This is a genomic window from Ruminobacter sp. RM87 (assembly GCF_000701925.1).
Lineage (GTDB): Bacteria > Pseudomonadota > Gammaproteobacteria > Enterobacterales > Succinivibrionaceae > Ruminobacter > Ruminobacter amylophilus.
Window position 1 is genome coordinate 14,438 of sequence record NZ_KL370837.1, and the last position, 17,625, is coordinate 32,062.

The following is a 17,625-nucleotide window of genomic DNA, read 5'->3' on the forward strand; positions in this document are numbered from 1 at the left end:
GAAAAGGCTAAACAGGAAGCCGAGGCCAAGGCAAAGGCAGAAGCCGAAAAGGTTAAGGAAATTACTGAAGCGGATCTTTATTCCGAAGAACTTGATAAGCTCTTCCCTCTGCCTGCAAAGGTTTCTGTTTCCGGAAACAGAAAAGCGATGGATATGAGGGCATCTGACGGAGTTCTGAAGGTTAAGAGCGGTATGGGACTTGAGTATATCGGCAGCAAATCAGCTTCAAGAATAGCCGGTATTTCCAAGTATCAGGCAGCTGTAGCCATTTACAGACGCAACTCAAAGATGTTCAGTAACAAGGCTCCGGTATATCCGTTCCAGGGAATGACGCTGGTTATCCCGACAAAGGAACAGATGGCTCTTGAAAAAGACAGCACCTATTTCGACATTCTGATGAGAGGTGAAGGTGTCATAAGTGTCGATCGTCTTCCTAAACTCAATCCTTCAGGAGAACTCTCCGAAAAGGAACGTCAGGAACTTGAGGCTCAGTACAATCAGAAGCTTCAGAAGGTTCTGGATGAGAGAAGAGCCTACCTGCAGGCTAAGTAAATTCATGACGGTCTGATAAAGACGTGTCCGTATGGCCTCTGCTTCTGCAGAGGTCTTTTTTATGTAAAATTTGCAGCGGAAGTATTACGGTCTGTGAGTTTTTTTCTGATTCATTCAAAGAGTCGAAGACTGAAATCAGGCAGTTTACGTATATGTCAGGAATCTGATGAATGACTGTTATGCTGTTCAATAAAACGTCAATATACTTAAATTTAGAGAGTAAAGTTTCATATTTGACACATAAAAGGAGCGATAAATATAAAAAAACACTGATTAATGGTATATTTCAGGCTAGTGTGCAGGTCTGTGGCCTGCGGAATTTAGAAGAATAATAATGAACATTTTTATATTCCTGTCCGGTGCATGCAAGGATAAGTTAAGAGTGGATTTTATTCATAGGCTTGTACGGTTCAAGGATATAGGGACCCCAGATGTATATTAAGCAGGTTTTATTTTCCGTATGTCTGGTTGCAGGTGCAACCGGTTCTGCTGTTTTTGCATTTGATGACAGCATGGTGGATAACTATGAAGTAGAGATAATCCATACTCCGTCAGCACAGCAGGATAAAAGTAATGATGACTCGATTGTTATCGGTTCTTCCACATACAAAGAAAACAGTTCTTCAGAGAAGAACACTGCAAAGCAGACTGCTCAGGGAACCGGTGTTCAGACATCCGGCGGTGACGATGAATGGGAAACTGATGCAGGAACGTCAGTAACCGCAAAGACTCCGGCAAAGCAGGAGACTTCCGGCAGCGAATCATCATCAGGAAGCAGGGATCTGGGGGGCGGCTGTTCAAAGCCAGAACCTCTGCCTGACGTTGCCGTTGATACTCCGAAGATTCAGCGAATTGATCTGACTGCCGTATCTTCAACCTATACTATTGTCAAAGGCGATACCGTAGGCAGACTGGTGACCTCTCTGATGCCTCAGGGGGCTTCAGTTACCTCAAATCAGCTTCTCGCCGCCATTATGCGTGCCAATCCGAAGTCCTTCAACAAAGGTAATATTCAGGTGGGTGGCAGGCTCGATATTCCTTCCGTTGAGCGTATCGCTCTCGAATCCGACAGCGTAGGCAGGGACATCATGTCCCGTATTTCCTCAGGAAAGATGCAGGGATACACACTTCCTCCTCTGAAACTTCCGTGGGAAGAGGAAGAAGCCAGAATAACCAGACAGAAATCAGACAAGGCCAAAAGAGATCAGCTGGAAAAGAAACAGCAGGATGATTACACTGCCTGTCTCGAAGCCGTAAAGCGCAAAAAGGAAGAGGCTGAACAGAAGAAGGCCAGGGAAATTGAAGAAGCACGTCTGGCGGCTGAAAGAAAAGCCCGTGAAGAATGGGAAATGGAAAACACCGAAGCGGATCTGGGCAGTGATGATTTCATGATCCAGGATCCTGAAGAAGCCAAACCTAAAAAGGAAGAAGAGAAGGTTGTTCTTAATGAGCAGGGCAAGAGGGTAATTGTTCTCAAGCAGGACAAAGAAAATGACGATAAGGCAGCCTCAGAATCTTCATCAGGCGGCAGGGTGTCCGGTGCCAATATTGTTTTCAACGGCAGGGATCTTTATGCCCGTGATTCCACCGGTCACACCGTAAGAAATCAGAACGGCGACGGTGCAGGTTCCGCCGAGCTTGAAAAGGTGAGAAAGGAACTTGCCGATGCCCAGAACGTGAATCAGGCGCTTCTTGACGAAAAGATTCGTCAGACTGAAAAGATTTCCCGTTTGGAGGAACAGTTTGAAGGTCTGTCATCAAAACTCGACAACATTGCCCAGATGCAGTCAATCCAGATTTCAGGCGCGGCCGAAGCCCGTGAGGAACGCGAACAGCAGCTGAACCGTGAAAAGGAGGAAAGCGGCAGTTCATGGCTGTGGTGGGTTCTCGGGATTCTTGGTGCGACAGCCGTGTACGGAGTGCTGATTGTTCCGAAGATTAGAAGCAACAGAGCTCTTCGCGAGAAAATTGAAGCTTCAGTTTACGGCAGGATGATTATTGATAATCCTCTGGTAAGAAAGATTCAGGAACTGAAGGTTAAGCTGCGTTCTGCCTTAAAGAGCTTCCTGGAGGCTTCAGAACAGCGCGAACAGGAAATCGGCGAGCGTATTGCCCAGGAAGAAAAGGAAAAGGCCATTCAGGAAGAAATCGAAGCCAGAAAGGGCTCCGTTCTTGTGAAGGGGAAGGCCGGTGCGGAAGAGACTTCGGCAGCACAGACTGAAGTCAATGCTCAGAAACCGGATGCTCCTGAAGTGGTTCCTGAGAGTGTTCCGGAAAAGGAAGAATATCAGCCCACCAGCATGGTTATTGAAATTGAATCCGAACCGGTGGTACCGATGGAATTTACCGAAGAGGAACAGCTCGAGATTCCGCCTTCAACCAGTCACAGTGATGATATAGTAGAATCTACTGAGAATCCTGAACCGAAGACGGTGGATTAATCAGAAATTATCAGGGTCAGATGTCGTGAAGGCATCTGACCTTTTGTATGAAGCCGGAACGGAAAAGCCGGTTTTTTGGTTTTATGCGTATTACCCGGCTCTGCGTTTCCGGCGGAGCCGTTGAACCGAATTAAGGTTAAAAATGCTTAAGTTTATTCACTGTAATGACAGTTCTTCATCTGAACTTGATAAGTACCGCAGTTCAGAAAATACTTATTATGTCTGTCCGTCATTCATTGATCTTCAGGTTAACGGATACGGCGGCATATCACTGGACCATGACGTCGGTGTTACCGCGGAAAAGCTTGAACACATCAGCAGGTCTCTTAAGGATTCCGGATGCGCGGTGTTCGTGCCGACCCTGATTACATCTCCTTATGAACGTTTAAAAAGCTCTCTGGAGGAAACTTCCGCCTTTATGCGCAGTCATCCAGGGGCAGTTCCAGGACTTCATATAGAAGGTCCTTTTATCAGCATGGCCAAAAAGGGGATTCATAACGAGTCTTACATCAGAAAGCTTGAAGGAAGGGATCTCGAACTTCTGCTTTCCCATGCCGATGCCGTTGCCTACGTGACTCTGGATCCTGAAGCCATAACGGAGGATAATCTTCGCCTGCTGACGTCAGTGGGCATAAAGGTGTCTTTAGGTCATACTTCCGCAGATTATGATACCGCCTGCCGTTTTATCGCAAACGGAGCCACTCTGGGAACCCATCTCTACAATGCCATGACCATGGCGGGTAACGGCCGAACCCCGAAGGCCGCAGAGGCTATTCTGAATTCAGATTCCGTATACTGCGGCGTTATCGGGGATGGCATCCATGTTCATTACGGTCTCGTAAGGCTGGCTCATAAAATGCTGGGGGAAAGATTTGTACTGGTAACGGACTGCCTTGCAGCCGCCGGAACTGATCCTCATGTCTTTAAGGAATTCATTTTCGCGGAAAAAAAGATATTCAACGATCCTGAAAAAGGCTGCATAGATGCCGGCGGTACTCTGGGCGGTTCCCGTCTTACCATGGCAGAAGGCGTCAGAAACCTGATTCTTCATGCAGGTTTTTCCGTTGACGATGCGGTTTTTGCGGCTGCGGTGGCTCCGGCAAGAGCCCTCGGCATAGCAGTACCTGAGTCACTCAATATTCTGGATGGCGATTATCGTCTCGTCGGTACCGTCAGCGCTTAGCAGATAAAAACCGGGTCCAAACATTTGTCTGAACCCGGTTCTGTTTAAGACTGTACGGCATTCATCATCGAAAAATGATTGCAGTTTTTTCAGAAAATCACTTTACTCAGTCCGGAAAAGCCTTTGGTTCCATATTCATGGATACCAGAGACCAGGTGTCCTTCCCGTTCCATACATACGGTTTAATGACAGCTTTCACATTGATGTTGTCATCGGCATCCTCTTCACTGTCAGGATAATACGATGAGCCTTTTACCAGTATGGTGCCGTCCTCCTGTCTGTCTGCGCTGACAACCTTAACGGCAGGATGCTGCTCTCCGTCAGCTGCCGGAATACAGTAAGTGTATCCGTCATAGACAATATAGTCGCCGCGCCCCTGATGAGCGCTGAAATCATAATCGAGATATTTTTTTACCGTCTTTTCAACGTTTTTCGGGTCAAGATGAGCAAAGTAGTTTCCGTCTGTTTTTCCCTTTCCGCATGAATTTTTCAGCGTAAAGCTTCTGAAGTTATTGATCCAGTTGTGGCACAGAGCGAAATTCACCATTTCATCAGGTTTATCTATAAATTCCCGTCTGGATATGGTTGTGTAGTTGCATTCGGTGAAATTTGAAAGGAATATTCCCATTTTCTTCATCTGTTCAGCGGAGAATTCTCCGGCGGATGCATCAGAGGGGAACATGCCGTATACCAGAGTCCCGATAAGAATAAGAGAGGATAAAAATAATCTGTTAGTGTTTGTTTTCATGCTGGTTATCCCGTTTTTAAACGTACTGTTTTTCACAGGCGCATTGCAGGCTCATGATTAACAGGTCTGTAATGCTGCGTATTCCTGAAGACAGTCTGTTCTTCTGCTGTCCGGATGTCTTTTCATCCGCCTGATACCGGAACCTGAAGAAAAACTGTCGGCTCAGGAAAAAGCATCTCCGGTTTTCAGGAATATGAACCTTCAGAGAGCATCCGGTCTTTCTTCATGCATCAGACGGCATATGTAAATAAGGCCTTAGCCGAAATATCCGTTTATGTACGGATTTTCCCTCTTTTCCTCACCGATGGTTGATTCTCCGCCGTGGCCGGGAAGAACCCTGGTTTCGTCAGGAAGGATCATCAGCTTGTTCCTTATTGAACTGATTAACTGTTCAGGATCTCCCTTAGGAAAATCCGATCTGCCTACTGAACCTGCAAAAAGCACGTCTCCGGAGAGCAGAATACCGCTTTCCTTAAAGTAGAAACATACCTGTCCCGGAGTATGTCCCGGGCAGTGAAGCACCAGAATCTTTTCTCCGATATCCGGAATATCCAGTACTTCTCCGTCTTCCAGATAACGGTGAGGAGTAAGAGGAGGGCGGCTTTCAAGTCCGAACATTGAAGCCTGCATGTCCAGATTGTGCAGCCAGTATTCATCATCCCTGTGAGGTCCTAGGATTTCCACATTAAGGAGCCGGGCAAGTTCCATGGCCCCACCGCAGTGATCCAGGTGACCGTGTGTCAGAATAATCGCCTTAACCTTAAGATGATACTTCTCAGTAAGCCGGTAGAGTTCTCTGGCGTTATCACCGGGATCGCAGATCACGGTGCTGCCGTTTTCCTGATTTATAAGGAATCGGCAGTTTTCCTGAAAGGCTCCAACCGGAATGGTAATGTAGGTTAACATCTGATCCTCCTGATGTTACTGTTATCTGAATAAACAGCCGAAAATCATTTCCGGCCGTGTGTGAGGTGCTATCTGACTCTTACCACCAGACCTTTAAGGTAGAGAGCTTCCGGATAAGGCAGGGCAACCGGATGGTCGCTTGCCTGAGTCAGAAATTCCACAATCTGTCCTTCCCGTCCTGCATCCAGAAGGGCGTCAGCCACGACTTTCTGGAACAGATCCGGAGACATGTGACCGGAGCAGGAGTAGGTCATCAGATATCCGCCCGGATTCAGAATTGAGGCGGCAATCATGTTGATGTCCTTGTAGCCGCGGCACGCCTTTTCAAGCTGCGACCTGCTTTCGGCAAACTTGGGCGGATCGAGAACAATCACGTCGTAGGTGTGTCCGAGCTTCTTTTCCTTGCGCAGAAAACTGAATACGTCTTCACGGATGAATTTTACTATGCCCGGATCAAGATGATTGAGTACGATATTCTTTTTGGCTATGTCCAGGGCTCTCTGGGATACGTCCACATTGGCTACGCTTCTGGCTCTGCCCTTTAAGGCGTATAAGGAAAAACCGCCGGTGTATGAGAAGCAGTTGAGAACTGATTTGCCGCAGCAGTATTTGGCCAGGGCCGCACGGTTGTCACGCTGGTCAAGATAGTAGCCTGTTTTGTGACCTTCAGGAATGTTCACCAGAATCTGCATGCCGCCGTTTTCGGTAATGGCAAGCTCTTCAGGCGGCTCTTCGCCGTGGATGACGCCCTTGCGCGGTTCCAGACCTTCCTTTGATCTGACGTCAACGTCGGATCTTTCGTAAATGCTGTATTCCGGATAGAGTTCTCTCAGGGCACTGACGATATCCTTAAGATGATATTCAGCACCGGCACTCAGTACTTCAAGGACCAGAAAGCTGTTGTAGCGGTCGATAATAAGTCCAGGAAGACCGTCGGATTCCGCGTCAACCAGTCTGCAGGCGGACATTCCGGTTTCCTTCAGCATGAGCTCTCTCGCCTTTGCGGCTTCAGAGATTCTTGCAACAAAGAAGGAGTGGTCTACGGACTGTTCTCTGTCAAAGGTCCACACGCGGGCTCTTATCTGTGAGTTTGGTGAATATGAACCCGTGGCGAGATAGGTGCCGTCAGATGACAGAATTTCAATGTCTGCACCGTTCTGCGGGGCGTTTCTGATTTCCTTTACCGCTTTGGAAAAAATCCATGGATGGCGTCTTTTAAGAGATTTTTCTCTACCTTCGTGAAGAATAAGCTGTGAAGTCATGTTTCTGCTGCTCTTAACTGTGATAATCATGAATTACGTATTAATAGCCGTATTTTATAATGAGCAGTGTTTTTTCGCTATAAATAATGGATAACGTACTAAAAAATGCCGCCGGTCTGTGTTTTTTACGGAGATTTTCATGATAAAAGCAGTCAGAATGCATACTGAATGAGGTGAATTTTGTGATGAATCCTGGTTTTTTCGGCTTTTTGTCACCATTCGGCATATAAATACTTACAATTTGTAACAAATTGAAACACAAACATATGTGTTCTTTGAGTACAATAATAAGTAGAGATAAGCTGACCGGCGTTTTTAATGGGTACGCCCATCAGATTCAGCATATCTGACCTCCTTAACAGAGGAGGGTACTGAATCGGAGTGCAGACGGACATCCGGTCATCATCCTTTATGACCTGTATGTTTAACAGAACCGTCTTAGCTACAGATAAGCAGATTAAAAAAATAAAAGAGGATTATATTATGAAAAGTTTAAGTGTATCTTTCATGGCAGTGGCTGCAGTGCTCTGTCTGTCACTTTCAGGATGCGTGGTTTCACCTGACTACTATTACGATGATTACGGTAATGAGATTCATCACCACCATCACCCGGATCATCCTGACCATCCGGATCATCCTGATCATCACCATCATGATAACCATAATCACAACCATAATCATAATGGTAACCATGCTTCAAGAAGATAACTCCGAACAGGGTATTGGTATCATCGGTTAGCAGAAAACGGAGGCGAAAATGAAAATACTGTCTGTTGCTTCAGTTACTCTGTCAGTGCTTCTGGCCACAGGATGTGTACTTGTCGATGACGGATACGGCTATGGCTATGAAACATCTGAAACGGTATATTATGAGGAAAGTTATTATACTCCGGGTAATACGGTCATCTATCATGATGTTTATGTGCCTAATCCTCCAGTATATATAGCTCCGCCTCCTCCGGCTCCTCATCATCACGGCCCCGGACTGCATGAAAGACCGGGACACCATCCGGGCGGTCCCGGCGGTAACCACGGCCCCGGGGGACATCATCCGGGCGGTCCCGGCGGTAACCACGGCCCCGGGGGTCATCATCCGGGCGGTCCCGGCGGTAACCACGGCCCCGGGGGACATCATCCGGGAGGCCCCGGCGTTAAGCCTGGTCCCGGAGGGCATCATCCCGGCAGCAGTCATTCAATGGGACCGCACCGCTTGGGACCTGGCGGCATAGGCGCTGGTGACACCAGATATCATACAGGTCCCGTGAGATTTCCGGGTAACGGAGGTCCCGGCGGCGGTGGTCACGGCGGCCATGGCGGCGGAGGAATGCATCGTCGTTAAAAGTTAGTGTGTAAAACACGTTGTCAAACAAAAAGCTCTTACATGTTTGTTTGTAAGGGCTTTTAAGTTTAAAATTTGATTATTGTCACTTTTTTGTTCATTCTGAAGTACTGAATTGTCTCACAAATGCTTTTTTTAAATACAATCCTTATTACAAAAAAAATTTATAAGGAAAATGATTATGAAAAAATATTTTGCTGAATTTTTCGGTACTTTCTGGCTGGTATTCGGCGGATGCGGTACCGCTTTGTTTGCATGTGGTCTTGAAAAGGTCGGCGTAGGTTACGTCGGTGTTTCTCTTGCCTTCGGTTTAACCGTTCTGACCATGGCCTATGCCGTAGGTCACATCAGCGGCGGTCATTTCAACCCTGCAGTTACTCTCGGTCTGGTTGCGGGCGGTCGTTTCAAGTTCGGTCAGGCTGTTCAGTACATTGTTTCTCAGGTGCTGGGCGGTATTGCTGCAGCTGCATGTCTCTATCTGATTTTCAAGGGCGTTGACGGTGCCGTTGTAGGCGGTTTCGCTTCAAACGGCTACGGTGAACATTCTCCTGAACACTACAGCTTCCTTGCCTGTGCCGTTACAGAAGTTCTGTTAACCGCCTTCTTCCTTATCATCATTCACGGTGCTACCGACAAGAGAGCTCCTGTAGGTTTTGCTCCAGTCGCCATCGGTTTGGGGCTTACTCTGATTCACCTGATTTCAATTCCAGTAACCAACACTTCAGTAAATCCTGCAAGAAGTATTGCCGTTGCTCTCTTTGCTGAACCATGGGCTCTTGAGCAGGTATGGTTCTTCATTGTATTCCCAGTCATCGGCGGTGTTCTCGGCGGTCTGGTATACAGATATCTTCTTGAATCAAAGAACTGATTTTTCTGAAAGAAGGTAATCCGGTTTTCCCTTCTGTTTTAAAGGGAAAACATTTCAGATACAAAAAACCCTCGCAGCTTTCTCAGCATGCGGGGGGATCCCACAGACCTGCGTTCAGAGAGAATTATCTTAATCAGGTGTTAAGTCAGGTAATTATAGAAATGACAGTACCGGATAAACCTGAAAGCAGAAATCAAAAATATAAACTCAAACAATAACTTGATCGGTGGTGACCGATTATGTAACCTGCCAAGATACCAATCAAGTACTTCAGAGTTCTTTTTAAAGAACTCAGTACTGTCCGTAACGTATCCCGTTACTTTTTTTAAATTTGGAAACTGATGTTATTAAAGGATAATAAAGTGAACGAAATCATTAAAGCCATAAAAGAAAGAAGAAGTATCCGTAGTTTCAAAAGCGATCCTGTGCCTCATGATCTTGTGTCTCAGATTGCCGAGGCCGGCCTTTATGCCGCAAGTTCAAGAGGAAAGCAGGCAACGGTTATTGTGGCTGTCACGGAGAAGAACCTCCGCGACAGACTGTCTTCTGTCAACTGCAGTATCGGAGGATGGAAAGAGGATTTCGATCCGTTTTACGGGGCTCCGGCCGTGCTGATAGTTCTGGGACTTAAGGAAAATGCCAATCACGTGTATGACGGCAGTCTGGTCATGGGCAACATGATGCTGGCCGCTCACTCTCTGGGACTTGGCAGCTGCTGGATTCACAGAGCCAGAGAAGAATTTGAAATGCCTGAATTCAGAACTCTCTTAAAGGAGCTCGGAGTGTCTGAAGAGTATGTCGGGATAGGTCACTGTGCTGTAGGATATATTGACGGAGAACTGCCTCCCGCCCCGGAAAGAAAAGCAAAACGTCTTTTCTTTGTGGAGTAGCTTTTAATCCTGCAACATGCTGAATGCATCGTAATGTAATTATAAAAATAAATATTATATATACAGCTCACAATTACAAAAATTAAAACAGATATTAATCCAGTTATGTTAAATAAATAATAGACTTAACATTGGCAGGACGTTCATACATGAAAATTTAACAATAACAGGATTGGAGAATTTCGTGATGTATATAATTGATCATTCCAATGGTCAAAAAATTTTAGATATTGATAGTAATTACATCAATGCTCATCGTACAGGTAATAAGTTATTTGATCTTGACAATTTAACTGGACAGATGAAGATATTAAAAAGGCTGTAAAACGTATTTTGGACTGTATTTCTGGCAAATCATAATACAGATTAAGCAGATAAAGAAAAAATCAAGCGGGATAACTCTGCTGCACATGTCTCGCGGAGTTCTATAAAAGCTGGCTAATGATAATAATGCCAGGTTTGGCACATTGCTCTCGTAAGGTCGGACGGCGCGCTCGGTCTGATTGGCGGTGTCCACTATGTCTTCATTGCTGTTCGGCCCGCTTTGTGGGTGAATTTATAGCTTGTAAATAATTTAGCTCGTATTTCTGGGATCATCACGGAATTTTGGGGAAAGAGCCTGTTCCGCAATTGAATATCCACTGCGTGCAGCTTCAGTGTTCTCCGGTTCCTGAAAGAAAACCAAACCGTCTTTTCCTTGAGGAGTAACTTTTTCAGTTCTTTAAATAAAGGCGTTTCGGCATATTTTCAGGTTGGCTTTAAATTATTTTTCACGAGTACACATCCTGCACGGGAGAGATATATGGGCTTCATTAAAACCGATAGTGCCGGAACCTGTTCCGTAATCAGTTTTCACAAAAAACAGAAACGTTCAACATATCGAAGCGTACACTTCATTCGAAAATTTTCCAGTACGCTCATTCTGTCCGGCTCCGTATTCTGTCTTTTTTACGTAACAGACGCCAGGGCTGATCTTGACGATGAAATCAGTTCCGATTTTTCCGGCATGATGACGGTCACGGCACCTGATTCCTATAAGACTCAGCGCCGCGGCGTCATATCCGGAGGTTCACTTAATATAAGAAACGGTATTGAAAATCCCGGACTTGTTGCCGTTTCTTCTCCCGGAATAAGTGCAGGATGCAGGGGCATAGATCTTTACGGCGGTTCCTTTTCGTACATAAACCGGGAGGAGTTCATCAGATTCTTAAGAGCAATAGCGGCCAATGCTGAAGGATATGCCTTTGAAATCGCCTTAAGCAGCATGTGTGAAAAGTGCGCCCAGCACATTGAAACACTTCAGAGAAAGGTTCAGGCTCTGAATCAGTATTTCGGGAACAGCTGTCAGCTGGCGCAGGGAATTGTAAATGACAGTCTCAGTGCGTTCAACCGCAAGGGGCTCAATGATATATCCCTGATAGGTCAGTACGAAGGAATAGGGGATCTGTACGAGATGAGTACCCGTACCGATACCGATGCCATACTTGACGGTTTAAGAGATAGCGTTCCGGAAAAGATAAAGGAGGCGGAGATTACCGGTAATCTTTTGTGGAACCTGTTTGAACAGAGTCCGACGTTAAGCGGAGACCGGGAGCTTGCCGAGGCGGTAATGAGTATTACCGGAACCGTAATAGTCAGTGAAAACGGCAGGGAGGTACGCATAGCTTCAGGTCTGCGGATAAGCATGAAGGATCTGATAGCCGGCGGTACGGTTCCCCTGTACGGCTGTGCCGATTACGGCAACGGCTGCATTGTTCTGAATAACAGAACCCGTAAAATAAGGGGATTCGGCGGTCTGATAAGGGACATGTTTCTTGGAGCGGACGGTTCTCCCGGAATAGTCAGACGCTACAGTGGAAACAGCGGTTCCTTCACGGTGAAGGAGACTGAGTTTCTGAATACCCTGCCTGAAGGCACAGGTGCCATGATTCGAAATCTTTGCGCCAGAAATGAAAATGCCGCGGTAATGTTCGTGGAAAAGACCGCCAATATTCTGGCACTGCTCTATACCAGAAATCTTCTTGAAAAATATCTTAATCAGATTTCCGCTCTGGCCAGGTCTTCAAACAGCGGATATGCTCCGATTCTGAATCGGCAGATTCAGGAGGTCCGTTCGTCCGTAAGCTCAGAAACCACTTATTTAAGCAGCGTGTTCGGAGGTCTGGACGACCTTTCACGAATATATCTTGACTACATGGAACTTCTTCCGGAAAAGGATTACGTGCCTGAACACAGTCTTGACGCATTCGACTGACGGGAAGAACCGGAATCAGGCAGAATTCCGGTTCTGATGATTTTCCGCCCGTTCATGAAAATAATGCGGCCCGGTACTTTAGCCGTAATATTTTACGTGCTCTTTCATCTTTTCAATTTTATCCTTATCGGGAGTTTTTCCTTCGTCGGGATACACGGTAGCCGGAATCTGTTCGCCTTTTTCATTGGCAGGTATTTTTACAGGTGATGAAGGTTCACCTAATGGAATTTCCTTATATCCTGCCGGTAATGCCGGTGCACCGGCTGCGGTAAAAATCATGACAGCGGATAATAAGGCTAAAAAAAGATTTTTTTAACATTGTCGGTACTCCGGTGTTGAGATTGTTAAGGATGCATTTTACGATAACCGTATTACGAATAATGATGATATGTTTTTATGATTACCGTACAGGTTACAAATCCATGAAATGGTTAATGCTTCCTGGTGCCGGAGTTTTTGAAATTGTCCGGGCCGTCGCCATGAAATATCCGCAGGGCTTCAGTCTGCCTGTTCCGTCCGTAATTACGGCGGCTGCCTGTATTCTGAGTGCTGTTTTTCCGGCTTTCGCCCTGAAGGAACTGCCTTTAGGTTACGCCTGTGCCATGCGGGTGGGGTTCGGCATAACCGGCACAGCTTTTTTCGGAGTCATGCTTTTTAACGAGAGGCTTTCGGTTATGCAGGTCGTGTCCCCGGTTTTAATTATCGCGGCAGTCGCCGGGCTTAAATTATTTGCAGAATCGGATTAGGTATCCGGAAAGGTGAGAAATCATCTGCACGCGCCGGTATGCGCTTTCTGATATATTCAGCAATAAAAATGAATTTTCAGGATAACTCACAGTCTAATTCAGGGGTACTGATACAATGGAATTATGCCCCGTACCATGACGGATTCCGGGAAGCGCGAGGAGAAGCTTTGAATGTACAGATGGCTTTCCAATATTTTTATACTGAGCCTTAAAGAAGTTAAAAGTCTCTTGAGCGACCTGATTCTGGTTGCACTCATGGTTTATTTCTTTACGGTTGCGGTAGCCGTGGCCGCCAAAGGTGCAAGCCAGGACGTGCGCAATGCTCCCGTTGCCGTAGTGGATCATGACGAGTCCGCTCTGTCCCTGAGACTCAGGCAGTCCATTCGTCCGCCTCATTTCAAATATCCCGAAGCCATCGGAGACGAAACGGTACAGCGTCACATGGATCTGGGAGACTATTACTTTACCATTGATATTCCTCCGGAATATGAAAAGGACTATCTCAGTGAGAAGTATCCTAAAATTCAGATTCTGGTTGATGCCACTGCCATGACTCTGGCAGGTACCGGTACCGGATACCTGAGTTCCATTCTTTCCGATGAACTCCGCAAGTCAGCCGTGGAATACAATACGCCTCAGATATCTCCTCAGATTGCGGCGGAACCCAGAGTGAACGTACTGTTCAATCCGAATGCGTCAGCCATATGGCAGATGGGCGTGGTTCAGATTATAGGCAATCTCACTCTGCTTACCCTGATGCTTTCAGGAGCCGCGGTTATTCGAGAAAAGGAAAGGGGAACCATTGAACATCTGCTGGTTATGCCGGTATCCGCATCTGAAATCGCCATATCCAAGGTATGCGCCAACGGATCTGTTATAGTGTTTCTTGCTCTGCTGTCATTATGGATTATCGTGCATTCGATTCTCGGCGTGCCTGTTATGGGGAGTCTTTATCTTCTTACCGCCGGAATGCTCATATATGTGCTGAGCTTTGCATCTCTGGGAATTCTGCTGGCAGTCCTTGCTCCCTCCATGCCTCAGTTCGGTCTGCTGTGCATTCCTGTATACATGCTGGTATATCTTCTTGCCGGAGCCACAAGTCCCGTGGAGTGCATGCCTGAAACCATGCAGAAGATCATTCAGATATCACCGACCACCCAGTTCGTATCCTTTACTCAGGACGTGGTTCATCGCGGATCGGGGCTCGGTGACGTGTACCGGAAGCTTCTTATAATGCTGGGACAGGGACTTTTCTTCCTGACGATAGCCCTGATAAAATTCAAGTCCATGCTGTCCAGGCAGTAAAGGACGGAGATTGCGTATTATGAAAAAATCATTTACCGTTCATTCTGAAAAACTCCCTAATAAAGGCCTGATGTCCGCCGTATCGGCCTCCGTCCTGCTGGCTCTTTTATCCTGTGCAGGGGGCTGTTCGTTCCTTACAGTCGATTATGAATCGGATATCGTTCTGCCGGAAAACTATACCGGTTTTATCTCCGGGGAAAAGAACGAAAAGGCGCTAAATGAATGGTGGCGGCTCTTTAATGACGACTGTCTCAGCAGGCTGATTGCCGCGGCTATTGAAGCCAACGGGGATCTCAGAACCGCACGCTTAAGATATGAAACCGCTCTGCATGAGGAGGGACTCAGCAGAGCAGATCTCGGACCAAAGCTCAGTCTCGGCGGAGGAATTCTCGGCGGTCGCGGCAGTGTGGATACCTCCGGCGGCAGAATTGATTCACCCGACAGTCAGTCTGCGCTTTTTACGGGACTTCAGGGAAGCTGGGAACCTGATTTCTTCGGAGAGAAGCAGAGCCGGGCCGATGCCGCGGGGTACAGGGCTCTGGCTGCATCAGACAGTATTAATGCCGTACAGACATCGGTAACGGCACTTCTTGCCAGAAAGTATTTTGAGGTACTGTATCTTCAGGAGCGCAGAGGAATACTTCTGGGAAACATCGCCAATCTTAAGGAGCTCAGGCGGTATGCCGAGGGCAGATTCAGGGCCGGTCAGGCTACGGCCTATGACATCACGGATATCGGAAACCGTATCATCGAAGCGGAATCCGAACTCGGCATCATTGACTCCGAGGCTGAAGCCTCCGTCAGAGCGATAGCCGTGCTTACAGGTGTGCCTCCGCAGAATTTTTCCATTGATAATCTGCCGTCAGGGCTTCCGGACGGTATTCCGGAGCCACCGGCAGGTTTTGTGCCGGGTGATCTGCTGCTCCGCCGTCCGGACATTCTGTCCAAGAGAAACGAAATCAATGCCAGAGCCGCCACGGTGGCTTCAGCCAAGGCTGATCTGTATCCGAGGTTTAACATTTCCTTCCTGGGACAGACGGGCAGAATTGAACTTCATGCAGGTCCGGACGCCAGAGGATGGGGAAGCTTTCTATCAGGAACCGTTTCGGTTCCGGTGTTCACCAACGGACGCATAAGGGAGAACATTGAAGCCAGAAACGCGGAAATGAAGGTGACTCTTGCAGAGTACGATACCATGATCCTCAAGGCACTCAAGGAGGTCGATGACGGATATGCGGGAATTACCGCGGAGACTGACAGAATTGCTGCTCTTGAAAAAGGCCTGGGTGAAGCGGTAAAGCTCAGGAAGGAGGCTGACAAACTCTTCAGATACGGCAGGGCGGATTTTGATGCCATGGTTAATGCCGAGACCAGAAAGCTTTCCTTTGAAGCGAAACTTTCCGAATCGAGATACCGACGCATCGGGGCTCTTATAGACCTTTACAGGGCTCTGGGCGGCGGCTGGAACTATGAACCCGATGCTTCAGCGGAAAAGAGCACTGCTGAAGACGGAAATGAACCTTAAACCTCCGCCGGAACACGGCGGAACGCATGACGTCAGGTATCCGCATGGCGCCTGCGTGATTTGAATTTAAGAATGTTTGATTAAGAAGGATAAAGTATCATGAGCTTGAATCAGAATACCGGCGCCGGTCGCGATGATGATTACGGTGACTACGGTTTTGTATCTCACAGGGATGCCGGACTCGGAATATTCAATATCCGTTTTATCAGAAGTCCGTCGCATGATCGCGGCTACTCCTTTATGGATGCCTTCAAGACCTGTATAAACAAGATGTTTACCATAAGAGGAAGAGCCTGCAGATCCGAATTCTGGTGGTACGCTCTTTTCATGTTTTTTCTGGTTATGCCTCTGATTGCCGGCTGTGTTCCTGATGACGTGATGATTGGTTCCGCACTGGAGCTTCTGGCAAAAATCTCTCTGGCTGCCGTTACCATCAGGCGACTCCATGACAAGAACAGGAACGGACTGTGGATTGTGCCGGTATTCCTGCCGTGGATAGGTTCAGTTTATCTCTTTATGCTTCTTGTATGCTTCTGCTTTAAGGGAACACCTGAGGAAAACAGATACGGAGTTGATCCTCTGGGCTGACAGACGTTTCTGAACGCGGACTGAATGTTCTGACTGAATAAAACAAATAAACGGCAAAGCCCCGGAAACGGGGCTTTGTACTGCCTGAACGGCTGATTACCGTCGGATGATGTTGATTTCAGTGTCTGACCGGTCTGATCTTTCAGGATCATCGAAGATGATTTCCCTGATTTCTTCGGCGGTGATCTTTCCTGCAATTGGATTCTTGATGCTGTCTATGACGCTGTTTACGGTGGCGTCCACGGTGGAGTACTCAAAGGCCAGATTGGTGTTTATCAAAGTACAGTCCTCAAGAACCACGTTTTCCATGTAGCAGAATCCCTGCAGACTTTCGATGATGCAGTTTACGAATTTTACGTTCTTTGAATTCCAGCCGATATATTCGCCTGATATGAATGAATTGCGGACAACCACGTTTTCAGCATTCCAGAAGGAGTCTTTCGAAAGCATGCGGGCATTTTCAATAACCACGTTTCTGGCTCCGTCAAAGGAGTAGTTGCCGATAAGTTCAAAGTCGGAAATTTCCACGTTCTCGCAGTTCATGGCAAAGTAGTTTCCCTTTGCATGAACCTTCTTCATTTTTATGTCCCTGCAGTGCCACAGTGTTTCTTCCGCATTGGGTAAGGATACATTGTCAAGAATGATGCCGGTGGTTCTTCTGAAGGTTTTGGGAGCCTCAATGATACAGTCGGTCATGGAAATGTCGCTGGTATACCATATGCCGGCTCTCGCCATATCGTAAAGAGTGCAGTCCCTGAGTTTCAGATTTCTGCTGTACCACATGGGATATTTCCACTTGAAATAGGAATGAGTCAGGGTAATGTTGGCGGATTCCTTGAGGGGAGATTCCCCGTCGGCAAATGTTGAATGGATTATGTCGAGATCACGGGCTTTGAAAAGGGCTCGTTCTCCGGTAAACAGCTGCTGTTTTAATGGTTCTGTCATTGGAACTCCGTATTGTTTTATATTTGTTATGTCAGCCTGAAGGAGATCCGTTTCCGGAATTATCCCCCGAGGG

At 47.0% G+C, this 17,625-nt stretch carries 18 protein-coding genes; 13 read left to right on the top strand and 5 right to left on the bottom strand.

Going from position 1 to position 17,625, the window contains the following annotated elements; all coding sequences use genetic code 11:
• From T489_RS0112910 to nagA, 3 genes are all read left to right on the top strand, one after another.
• Window positions 1-552 (top strand): type IV pilus assembly protein FimV (locus tag T489_RS0112910; RefSeq protein WP_031580415.1); only part of this gene is annotated, 552 nt, incomplete at its 5' end.
• Between the two features lie 431 nt (window positions 553-983).
• Window positions 984-2,993 (top strand): type IV pilus assembly protein FimV, encoded by a 2,010-nt coding sequence (locus tag T489_RS0112920; protein ID WP_031580416.1) that lies wholly within the window; start codon window positions 984-986, stop codon window positions 2,991-2,993.
• Between the two features lie 142 nt (window positions 2,994-3,135).
• Window positions 3,136-4,176 carry an N-acetylglucosamine-6-phosphate deacetylase gene (gene nagA, locus T489_RS0112925; RefSeq protein WP_051622167.1) on the top strand — a complete coding sequence of 347 codons (1,041 nt, stop codon included), beginning with the start codon at window positions 3,136-3,138 and terminating at the stop codon, window positions 4,174-4,176.
• Window positions 4,177-4,282: 106 nt separating this feature from the next.
• Here the strand turns inward: nagA and T489_RS0112930 are convergent, their stop codons facing one another.
• The 3 genes from T489_RS0112930 to T489_RS0112945 form a co-directional block, all read right to left on the bottom strand.
• Window positions 4,283-4,924, bottom strand: a complete 642-nt coding sequence (locus T489_RS0112930; protein WP_031580418.1) for a hypothetical protein — start codon at window positions 4,922-4,924, stop codon at window positions 4,283-4,285.
• A 255-nt stretch (window positions 4,925-5,179) separates the two neighbouring features.
• Window positions 5,180-5,830, bottom strand: coding sequence for an MBL fold metallo-hydrolase (locus tag T489_RS0112940; RefSeq protein ID WP_031580419.1), 651 nt, complete (start codon window positions 5,828-5,830; stop codon window positions 5,180-5,182).
• A gap of 68 nt (window positions 5,831-5,898) precedes the next feature.
• Window positions 5,899-7,092 carry a class I SAM-dependent rRNA methyltransferase gene (locus tag T489_RS0112945; RefSeq protein WP_031580420.1) on the bottom strand — a complete coding sequence of 398 codons (1,194 nt, stop codon included), beginning with the start codon at window positions 7,090-7,092 and terminating at the stop codon, window positions 5,899-5,901.
• 483 nt (window positions 7,093-7,575) lie between these two features.
• Here T489_RS0112945 and T489_RS15315 point away from each other — a divergent pair, with 483 nt between their 5' ends.
• The 6 genes from T489_RS15315 to T489_RS0112985 all read left to right on the top strand — a co-directional run bounded on the left by T489_RS15315 (window position 7,576) and on the right by T489_RS0112985 (window position 12,443).
• Complete coding sequence (locus T489_RS15315; protein ID WP_198020490.1) at window positions 7,576-7,800, top strand: hypothetical protein; 225 nt, start codon at window positions 7,576-7,578, stop codon at window positions 7,798-7,800.
• Between the two features lie 49 nt (window positions 7,801-7,849).
• The gene (locus T489_RS15320; RefSeq protein ID WP_051622168.1) at window positions 7,850-8,431 is read left to right on the top strand and encodes a hypothetical protein; all 582 of its coding nucleotides are present in this window, start codon (window positions 7,850-7,852) and stop codon (window positions 8,429-8,431) included.
• Window positions 8,432-8,612: 181 nt separating this feature from the next.
• The gene (gene aqpZ / locus T489_RS0112965) at window positions 8,613-9,299 is read left to right on the top strand and encodes an aquaporin Z (RefSeq protein ID WP_031580422.1); all 687 of its coding nucleotides are present in this window, start codon (window positions 8,613-8,615) and stop codon (window positions 9,297-9,299) included.
• Between the two features lie 5 nt (window positions 9,300-9,304).
• Window positions 9,305-9,517 carry a Fic family protein gene (locus T489_RS15815; RefSeq protein WP_353806211.1) on the top strand — a complete coding sequence of 71 codons (213 nt, stop codon included), beginning with the start codon at window positions 9,305-9,307 and terminating at the stop codon, window positions 9,515-9,517.
• A gap of 144 nt (window positions 9,518-9,661) precedes the next feature.
• Window positions 9,662-10,189: a nitroreductase gene (locus T489_RS0112970; RefSeq protein WP_031580423.1), complete on the top strand. Its 528-nt coding sequence runs from the start codon at window positions 9,662-9,664 to the stop codon at window positions 10,187-10,189.
• Between the two features lie 802 nt (window positions 10,190-10,991).
• The gene (locus T489_RS0112985; RefSeq protein ID WP_031580424.1) at window positions 10,992-12,443 is read left to right on the top strand and encodes a conjugal transfer protein TraH; all 1,452 of its coding nucleotides are present in this window, start codon (window positions 10,992-10,994) and stop codon (window positions 12,441-12,443) included.
• A 78-nt stretch (window positions 12,444-12,521) separates the two neighbouring features.
• Here T489_RS0112985 and T489_RS0112990 read toward each other — a convergent pair whose 3' ends face one another.
• Complete coding sequence (locus T489_RS0112990; protein WP_031580425.1) at window positions 12,522-12,722, bottom strand: hypothetical protein; 201 nt, start codon at window positions 12,720-12,722, stop codon at window positions 12,522-12,524.
• 143 nt (window positions 12,723-12,865) lie between these two features.
• On the opposite strand from T489_RS0112990, the gene T489_RS0112995 reads away from it, so the two are divergent.
• The 4 genes from T489_RS0112995 (at window position 12,866) to T489_RS0113010 (ending at window position 16,607) form a co-directional block, all read left to right on the top strand.
• Window positions 12,866-13,189, top strand: a complete 324-nt coding sequence (locus tag T489_RS0112995; protein WP_031580426.1) for a DMT family transporter — start codon at window positions 12,866-12,868, stop codon at window positions 13,187-13,189.
• A gap of 171 nt (window positions 13,190-13,360) precedes the next feature.
• Window positions 13,361-14,494, top strand: coding sequence for an ABC transporter permease (locus tag T489_RS0113000; protein ID WP_031580427.1), 1,134 nt, complete (start codon window positions 13,361-13,363; stop codon window positions 14,492-14,494).
• 19 nt (window positions 14,495-14,513) lie between these two features.
• On the top strand, window positions 14,514-16,019 hold the full coding sequence (locus tag T489_RS0113005) for a TolC family protein (protein ID WP_031580428.1): 1,506 nt from the start codon (window positions 14,514-14,516) through the stop codon (window positions 16,017-16,019).
• Between the two features lie 99 nt (window positions 16,020-16,118).
• The gene (locus T489_RS0113010; RefSeq protein WP_051622170.1) at window positions 16,119-16,607 is read left to right on the top strand and encodes a DUF805 domain-containing protein; all 489 of its coding nucleotides are present in this window, start codon (window positions 16,119-16,121) and stop codon (window positions 16,605-16,607) included.
• A 96-nt stretch (window positions 16,608-16,703) separates the two neighbouring features.
• Here the strand turns inward: T489_RS0113010 and T489_RS0113015 are convergent, their stop codons facing one another.
• Window positions 16,704-17,552, bottom strand: a complete 849-nt coding sequence (locus T489_RS0113015) for a DUF3737 family protein (protein ID WP_031580430.1) — start codon at window positions 17,550-17,552, stop codon at window positions 16,704-16,706.
• Window positions 17,553-17,625 lie beyond the last annotated feature (73 nt).

Bases quoted from the DNA above. Each gene is read 5' to 3' on its own strand.
- T489_RS0112945 (WP_031580420.1), bottom strand. From the start codon at position 7,092: ATGACTTCACAGCTTATTCTTCACGAAGGTAGAGAAAAATCTCTTAAA.
- T489_RS15315 (WP_198020490.1), top strand. From the start codon at position 7,576: ATGAAAAGTTTAAGTGTATCTTTCATGGCAGTGGCTGCAGTGCTCTGT.
- T489_RS0112990 (WP_031580425.1), bottom strand. From the start codon at position 12,722: ATGATTTTTACCGCAGCCGGTGCACCGGCATTACCGGCAGGATATAAG.
- T489_RS15320 (WP_051622168.1), top strand. From the start codon at position 7,850: ATGAAAATACTGTCTGTTGCTTCAGTTACTCTGTCAGTGCTTCTGGCC.
- T489_RS0113010 (WP_051622170.1), top strand. From the start codon at position 16,119: ATGAGCTTGAATCAGAATACCGGCGCCGGTCGCGATGATGATTACGGT.
- T489_RS0112985 (WP_031580424.1), top strand. From the start codon at position 10,992: ATGGGCTTCATTAAAACCGATAGTGCCGGAACCTGTTCCGTAATCAGT.
- aqpZ (WP_031580422.1), top strand. From the start codon at position 8,613: ATGAAAAAATATTTTGCTGAATTTTTCGGTACTTTCTGGCTGGTATTC.
- T489_RS0112920 (WP_031580416.1), top strand. From the start codon at position 984: ATGTATATTAAGCAGGTTTTATTTTCCGTATGTCTGGTTGCAGGTGCA.
- T489_RS0112940 (WP_031580419.1), bottom strand. From the start codon at position 5,830: ATGTTAACCTACATTACCATTCCGGTTGGAGCCTTTCAGGAAAACTGC.
- nagA (WP_051622167.1), top strand. From the start codon at position 3,136: ATGCTTAAGTTTATTCACTGTAATGACAGTTCTTCATCTGAACTTGAT.
- T489_RS0113015 (WP_031580430.1), bottom strand. From the start codon at position 17,552: ATGACAGAACCATTAAAACAGCAGCTGTTTACCGGAGAACGAGCCCTT.
- T489_RS0113000 (WP_031580427.1), top strand. From the start codon at position 13,361: ATGTACAGATGGCTTTCCAATATTTTTATACTGAGCCTTAAAGAAGTT.
- T489_RS0112995 (WP_031580426.1), top strand. From the start codon at position 12,866: ATGAAATGGTTAATGCTTCCTGGTGCCGGAGTTTTTGAAATTGTCCGG.
- T489_RS0112930 (WP_031580418.1), bottom strand. From the start codon at position 4,924: ATGAAAACAAACACTAACAGATTATTTTTATCCTCTCTTATTCTTATC.
- T489_RS0113005 (WP_031580428.1), top strand. From the start codon at position 14,514: ATGAAAAAATCATTTACCGTTCATTCTGAAAAACTCCCTAATAAAGGC.